This is a genomic window from Trichloromonas sp. (assembly GCF_041583255.1).
Classification (GTDB): Bacteria; Desulfobacterota; Desulfuromonadia; order Desulfuromonadales; family Trichloromonadaceae; genus Trichloromonas.
Genome location: NZ_JBFHGD010000237.1, coordinates 1 through 4,624, shown reverse-complemented (window position 1 = coordinate 4,624; position 4,624 = coordinate 1). Strand labels below are relative to the sequence as shown.

6 protein-coding genes are annotated in these 4,624 nt (G+C 62.1%); 3 read left to right on the top strand and 3 right to left on the bottom strand.

Translation table 11 applies throughout. From position 1 onward, the window contains the following. From ABYV89_RS14670 to ABYV89_RS14660, 3 genes are all read right to left on the bottom strand, one after another. A partial coding sequence (locus tag ABYV89_RS14670) for a 6-phosphofructokinase (protein WP_432823681.1) occupies positions 1-983 on the bottom strand: 983 nt, incomplete at its 3' end. Positions 984-1,171: 188 nt separating this feature from the next. Continuing rightward, on the bottom strand, positions 1,172-2,164 hold the full coding sequence (locus ABYV89_RS14665) for a phosphotransferase (protein ID WP_432823680.1): 993 nt from the start codon (positions 2,162-2,164) through the stop codon (positions 1,172-1,174). A gap of 96 nt (positions 2,165-2,260) precedes the next feature. Next, entirely contained in the window at positions 2,261-2,683 is a 423-nt protein-coding gene (locus ABYV89_RS14660) for an SseB family protein (protein WP_432823679.1), read from the bottom strand. Positions 2,684-2,936: 253 nt separating this feature from the next. Between ABYV89_RS14660 and ABYV89_RS14655 the strand changes: the two genes are divergently transcribed. The 3 genes from ABYV89_RS14655 to ABYV89_RS14645 all read left to right on the top strand — a co-directional run. Continuing rightward, entirely contained in the window at positions 2,937-3,518 is a 582-nt protein-coding gene (locus ABYV89_RS14655) for a hypothetical protein (protein ID WP_432823678.1), read from the top strand. 70 nt (positions 3,519-3,588) lie between these two features. Then, a complete protein-coding gene (locus ABYV89_RS14650; RefSeq protein WP_432823677.1) occupies positions 3,589-4,110 on the top strand; it encodes a carboxymuconolactone decarboxylase family protein in 522 nt (173 codons plus the stop codon). 11 nt (positions 4,111-4,121) lie between these two features. Then, positions 4,122-4,624 (top strand): TVP38/TMEM64 family protein (locus tag ABYV89_RS14645; RefSeq protein ID WP_432823676.1); only part of this gene is annotated, 503 nt, incomplete at its 3' end.

Genomic DNA, 4,624 nt, shown 5'->3' with positions numbered 1-4,624 from the left:
GCCATCGGCACGATCGAATCGAGCGCGTCGGGGTCGCCGCAGCGCACCAGGTAGCCGAGCCGCTGGTTGAGCACGTTGATGCGCCGGCCGTTGTTGAACCGCGGCGAGAGGTCTTTGAGCAGCGTCGAGATCTGGTCGCCGATCCCCCCCAGCTTGCGGTGCCCGTACTGGTCGATCTCCTCCCCCTCGAAAATCATCCCCTGCTGGTGGCGCATCTTGGCCCCCTCCGAAACCAGCACCACCGAGTACTTGCTCGGATGCCGGTTGCGGTCGTCGGTGAGCAGTCGCGCCAATTGCTCAATATCGAAGTCGTGCTCGGGGATGATGCAGCGGTCCGCCGCTCCGGCCATGGTCGGCAGCAGGGCGCTGAAGCCGGCGTAGCGGCCGAACACCTCGATCACCAGGTAACGTTCGTGGCTGCCGGCCGAGGTGCGCAACCGGTGGGTGAGCTCGATGGTGCGGGTGACGCAGGTGGAGAAACCGATGCAATAATCGGTGCCGGGAACGTCGTTGTCCATGGTTTTGGGGATGGCGACCACCCTGACCCCTTCTTCGTGCAGGCGTTGCGCGTAGCTCAGGGTATCGTCGCCGCCGATGGGGATCAGAAAGTCCAGGCCGAGAAACTCAATGTTCCTGAGCACCTCGGGGGTAACGTCGTTGACGTCTTCGGTGTATTTGTCGCGCAGGTGTTCGGGCAGGTTGGCCTTGGGCAGGTGACTCGGCCGGGTGCGCGAGGTATGCAGAAAAGTCCCGCCGGTGCGCCCGGCGCGGTTGACGATATCCTGGGTCAACAGCTGCACGTTGGCGCTGTTGTCGGCCTGCGGATCGGGCACCAGTTCGACCAGGCCGGCCCAGCCGCGGCGGATGCCCAGCACCCGGTAGCCCTCGCGCAGGGCGCGGATGGTGATCGCACGGATGGCGGGGTTGAGGCCGGGGACGTCGCCGCCGCCGGTGAGGATTCCGATTGTACCTTTGCTGGCCATGGCGAGCCTCCTGTCATTGCAAAAGAGTGTTGTTGTCCTGCTGCAACAATCTTATCGGAAAGAACCCATTTCTCAATCGGCCGCATGGGGAAGGCCAATCAGGCACTCCCTTTGCTATGAATCCGTTGCTACCCTGTGACCCGCCTTTGAAGGGGAAAAGGGCCTGGAGCCGCAGGGGACGGCCCCCCTCAGCGGCTCAGGCGGTGAACCACCGCGCGGGCCAGCCGCTCGCTGTAGGCGTTCAGTTTCCAGTGGCCGGGACTCCACCCCTTCAGAAAACGGTGAAAATCGGTCCAGGCCAGCGGGTAAAGCTCTCGCCAGTCGTCTTCCAGCGCTTTGCCGGCGACAGCCGGCTGAAGCTGCGCCAGCGCCTGCCTGAGCGCGGCGAAGTAGCAATCGAGCAGCCAGGGTTCGAGCCGCTCGCACTCCTCCTCGGCCAGGCAGCTGCCGATGAAGTAGGCGACATCCTTCATTCCGCAGCCGCCGCCCACGTACTGAAAATCGACCGCCGCGACCTTTTTGCCGTCCGGCGAAAAACAGAAATTTTCGAGCTTGGCATCGCCGTGAACCAGGGTCTGGTACGGGCTGCCCCGCAGCAACCGGTCGATATCTGCGGCCGCCCGCTTCAGAGGGAGATCGCCAAGGGCCTCGAGTTCGTCGGGGCGGGTCTCCAGGTGCCAGTAGGTCCCCTGCTCCCACAAGCCTTCAGGCTCGCACCCCAGAAAGGTGGCGTGGAAGTTGGCCAGCCAGCGCAGGCAGGCCGCAAGTTCCGTTTCGGTGACGGTCTCCCGGCGCTCGGGGAAGCCCGCCTCATCGAGGTCTTCGAGAACCATCAGCGTCTCGTCGCCGCGGGTCTCGAGCGCCAGGCAGTGAGGAACCGGGCAGGCGGCGCCGCAACGGGCGCTCCAACGGGCGTACCAGGCCATTTCGACCTCGTAGGAGCGCAGCTTTCTGCGGTGCGAAAGGTCGGTATTCCAGCCGCGGGGGTGGTGAACCCGGCCGGGGAGGCGCACATGCTTGACCACCACCCGCCGTCTCCTTGATCCGGTCAACCCATAGCGCAAAATGGCGCCGTAGCCGCTCCAGAGCTCCTGAATGAGCTCGAGCAGGCGAATGTCGCTGGCGCCGGTCGCCTGCCGGATGATCGTCGGGAAATCTTCATGCATGGTTTTCAGGGACATGTTTTCTGATAAAGATTATCTGCTGCAGAGGGGGACGCGCTGCCGCCCTGGACGATCAAGAGCCGGGACAGAGAACAGACCTGTCCCGGCTCGTTTCTAGCCGTTGGCTTCGCCGGTCGACGCCTTGGAGCGCGCGATCACATCCTTGAGCCAGGCGATCTCCTCCGGCACGAACTGCTTGCCGTGATCGGTGCCGACATTCATGGCCCAGCAAAGATCCGGAGAGGTTATCTCCGCAATCACATGCCCCGGCATCTGCACGCAGGGCGCCGCCGTCTCGGCCCAGTCGTTCAGACGCTGCTGCTGATCGAAGAACACCAAAAAGTCGGTGCCCTCGTTCTCGATGATCAGCGGCAGTTCGACCTCCTTTTCCTCATTTTCGTCATCGCTGCGTATTTTCTCGGTGCCGATGGGGACGAAAAAGATCGAATTAAGGAACAGGCCGTAAAAGCCCGATTGGGCGGCCGGGTCTTGGGGGTTTGCATTCAGGGCGGCGAGGGCTTTATCCAGTTCGGTCATGAAAATCACCTTTGTTGCTCGGGTTAAAAGAGGACCATGGAAGATGAAGTCCTTCACCTTAACAGATCAGCCGGCGTATTTCCATGGCGCGTAAACGTTCCCGCGAAAAGGGCGACAGGTCATTCGCAACGAAATACCAAGATATCGGCATCGCCCTCCCAAGCTCAGATAACCGGTTTGCGGCCTGAATATCCATGCTGATGCGGCCGCTCAACTATTGCCAGGGATACGGGTATATGCGATGCTTGTCCTCATGAGATCTCAATCCACCCAGCTCATATCCTTCGTGCGAACGCTTATCGCGGCCGCCCTCCTCCTGATATCCACGGGCGCGCTGGTGTTAGCCGCCCCTTCGGGAACAGCGGTCCATTTCCCCGAGATTGAAGGAGTGACTCTCGACCATGCGGCGCAGCTTCTGCCGCGAGATTTCAAGGGGCGACTCAACCTGGTTCTGCTGGCCTTCCGGCGCGAGCAGCAGCCGGAGATCGACAGCTGGCTGCCGGAGTTGCGCCAGCTGGCTCTTGCGCGGCCCGGCTTTGATTACTACGAATTGCCGGTTATCGGGCCCAAAATCGCTCCGCTGCGCTGGGTGATTCGCAAGGGCATGGGCGCCAAGATCACGGAACCCGGAAAACGTCAGCGCACCATCCTGATCTTTGCCGCCAAGGCCCCCTTGCTCGGCCCCCTGTCCATTGACTCTGAAGAGACGACCGTCGTGCTGCTGCTGGATGCGAAAGGGCGGCTGCTCTGGCGTTCGACCGGCCCCTGGGATGAGGGGAAGGGAGAGTCGCTCCGTCAGGCTGTCGAGGCGCTTCAGCCAGCCCGGCGTCGGTAAAAGGGACGGCCTGCATGACGACTCTGCGAACCCTGCTAGAATTTAAAGCCACCGTGCAAAGGAGTCTGCCATGAGCCGCATACAGACACTCGACGCCAATAGACAGACTCAAGCGATATTTCAGGAAATCGAGGGGGCCTTCGGCATGGTCCCCAACCTGTTTCGCGCCTACGCCCACCACCCGCCGCTGCTCGAAGCCAACTGGAACAAGGTCAAGCGGGTGATGATGGAAGGCCGGGTGCCGCGCAAAGCCAAGGAGTCCATCGCCCTGCTGGTTTCGAAGGACAATGGCTGCGACTACTGCGTGGCCGCCCACACCGGCGCCCTGCGCTCCATCGGCGTTACGCCAGAAGAGATCGCCGTGATCGAGAGCGATCTCGAACAGGCGGCGTTCACCGCGAAGGAAAAAGCGTTGATCCGCTTTGCCCGCAAGGTCAACCTGCAGCCGCTGCAGATCACCGATGAAGAATTTGCCGAGCTGCGCCGGACCGGCGCCGACGAGGGCGAGATTGTCGAAGCTCTCGGGGTGATGGAACTGTTCACCTCCTTCAACAAGTTTCTCGATTCCCTGCAGATTGACATCGACTTCTAGCGAGGCACGACATGACCCCCTCCCGCGCAAAACTCTTCGTTGTCGGCCTGCTTGCCCTGCTGATCGGGGCCTTTTTCGTCTTCGACCTGCGGCAGTACCTGACCCTCGACAGTTTGAAATCTCAGCAGCAGGCCTTTGCCGATTTCTACGGCCAGCACCGGCTGCTGACCGTCGCCGTCTACATGGCCGTCTACATCCTGGTCACCGCCCTGTCGCTGCCGGGGGCGACGGTGATGACCCTGGCCGGCGGCGCCATGTTCGGCCTTGCGGTCGGCTTCGTCGCTATCTCCTTCGCCAGCACCATCGGCGCCACCCTGGCCTTTCTGGTCTCCCGCTTTCTGCTGCGGGATTTCGTGCAAACCCGCTTCGGCGACAAGCTGACCGCCATCAACTCCGGGGTTGAAAAGGAAGGGGCCTTTTACCTCTTCTCATTGCGGCTGGTGTCGATCTTCCCCTTCTTCGTCATCAACCTCGCGATGGGCCTGACCCCGATCCGCCCCCGCACCTTCTACTG

Bases quoted from the DNA above. Each gene is read 5' to 3' on its own strand.
- ABYV89_RS14655 (WP_432823678.1), top strand. From the start codon at position 2,937: ATGAGATCTCAATCCACCCAGCTCATATCCTTCGTGCGAACGCTTATC.
- ABYV89_RS14665 (WP_432823680.1), bottom strand. From the start codon at position 2,164: ATGTCCCTGAAAACCATGCATGAAGATTTCCCGACGATCATCCGGCAG.
- ABYV89_RS14650 (WP_432823677.1), top strand. From the start codon at position 3,589: ATGAGCCGCATACAGACACTCGACGCCAATAGACAGACTCAAGCGATA.
- ABYV89_RS14660 (WP_432823679.1), bottom strand. From the start codon at position 2,683: ATGACCGAACTGGATAAAGCCCTCGCCGCCCTGAATGCAAACCCCCAA.